The sequence below is a fragment of the Serratia sp. PL7 genome (assembly GCF_945957435.1).
This window is the reverse complement of the sequence record NZ_CAMFLB010000090.1, coordinates 1-1455: the sequence shown is the minus strand read 5'-3', so window position 1 is coordinate 1455 and position 1455 is coordinate 1. Positions and strand designations below refer to the sequence as shown.

Genomic DNA, 1455 nt, shown 5'->3' with positions numbered 1-1455 from the left:
CTATGATGGGGCGAAAAGGTGGGTAGTGCAGCAATAAATTCGTTGTTCTGAGGGGGCTATGCCCCCTTCTCTTCACTTACACTTTAGTTACATCATTCATGTATATTAAACTACCACACCTTAACCCTCTTTAATGGCATCACGTCACAGAGCTTAACAGCTAAAAGAGCCAGCACTTGACTTCTAACCGGCACTTCTCACTCAGGTGAATGGGGAAATCTCGCCAATATACTATCGATAATATATTTGATATATTAGTATTGACATATATCCGATAAATGCTAACCTGCATATATCGGACATATTACTAACACGCGAGGTCATCATGATTGTACTGATTGGTAGTCATAAAGGCGGGGTAGGTAAATCCACGAAAGCGGCCAACATCGCCGTTGCCGCACGTTACATGTCAAAGAAAACCATCGCTATGGTGGGTTCTGACAAGCTTGGCTGTCTCAAGAGCTGGTATGCACGTCGCCAGGAAGCCGGTTTACCGTCATTCACGTTCGTTGAAGCTTACGGGGATCTACGTAAGGAACTCACAGAACTGAATAAGCACTACGATATTGTCCTGGTTGACACTGCCGGTCACGATAGCCAGGAATTCCGCTCAGCGCTAACTGTGAGCGATATTTTACTGTCGCCGGTAAAACCGTCTTCTCAATCCGAAATCGATTCCATCGCAGCCCTCACGGAAACCGTCAGAACGGCACAGGAAAAGCACAACCCTTCACTGAAAGCGCACCTGGTCTTTAACCGCTGTTCAACCCGCAGCGGGAATACCGATGCCACCGATTTAGCTAATATGCTTAAAAGCGATGAGTATTGGTTACAGCCGACAAAACAACGTATCGGCGAACGCACTGTATACGTAAAAACGTTTAACGCAGGGCAGGGCGTACACGAAGCAAAAGACGGCCAAGCTAAAGGTGAGATTGAATTGTTGTGCCATGAAGTTGGCATTTTCTAATTTATTATAAAGAGGTGACAGTAATGTCTACAAAACCAAAAGTACAATTGCCAACCCGCAAAATTGTCTCAGAAAATGAGGAGGTGGATAAAAATGAACAGGTAACTTCATTTATCAGGGAAGGGGATAAGCGCCCTGAGACGCGTAAAAAAGTTAAACCTACGCTGTTTACATTGACCGAAGAAGAAAAGGATTTTGTAGAGAACACAGCTAAAAGAACCGGTGCGACAAAAACAAACGTTATCCGTGCCGCATTAAAAACCTTGGCAAAGTTAGATGATAACGACCTGCTAATGTTGTTAGGAGAAATAAGCCTGAGAAGCCCAGGGCGTTGGAATTGAAAGTGTTAAGGGGGTGGTATGTCCAGCAGGAAACCAAGAACCAGATACATCGTCGGAATCCCTAGCAACTCGATTCTTTACGAGGGAAATTCGCGATTTGTTGCTTGGTGTCATTGGTTGTTCAACCGCCGCGTTGCTATTGCG

2 protein-coding genes are annotated in these 1455 nt (G+C 45.0%); both read left to right on the top strand.

The genetic code is table 11. The annotated features are described in order from the left end of the window. The first annotated feature begins 325 nt into the window (after positions 1–325). Positions 326–970, top strand: coding sequence for a ParA family protein (locus tag N6G83_RS54315; protein WP_218218577.1), 645 nt, complete (start codon positions 326–328; stop codon positions 968–970). Positions 971–993: 23 nt separating this feature from the next. After that, the gene (locus N6G83_RS54310) at positions 994–1311 is read left to right on the top strand and encodes a hypothetical protein (RefSeq protein WP_260524432.1); all 318 of its coding nucleotides are present in this window, start codon (positions 994–996) and stop codon (positions 1309–1311) included. The last annotated feature ends 144 nt before the right edge of the window (positions 1312–1455 follow it).

What these genes read in the sequence shown, in the direction of transcription:
- N6G83_RS54310 (WP_260524432.1), top strand. Translation starts at nt 994, where the DNA reads ATGTCTACAAAACCAAAAGTACAATTGCCAACCCGCAAAATTGTCTCA.
- N6G83_RS54315 (WP_218218577.1), top strand. Translation starts at nt 326, where the DNA reads ATGATTGTACTGATTGGTAGTCATAAAGGCGGGGTAGGTAAATCCACG.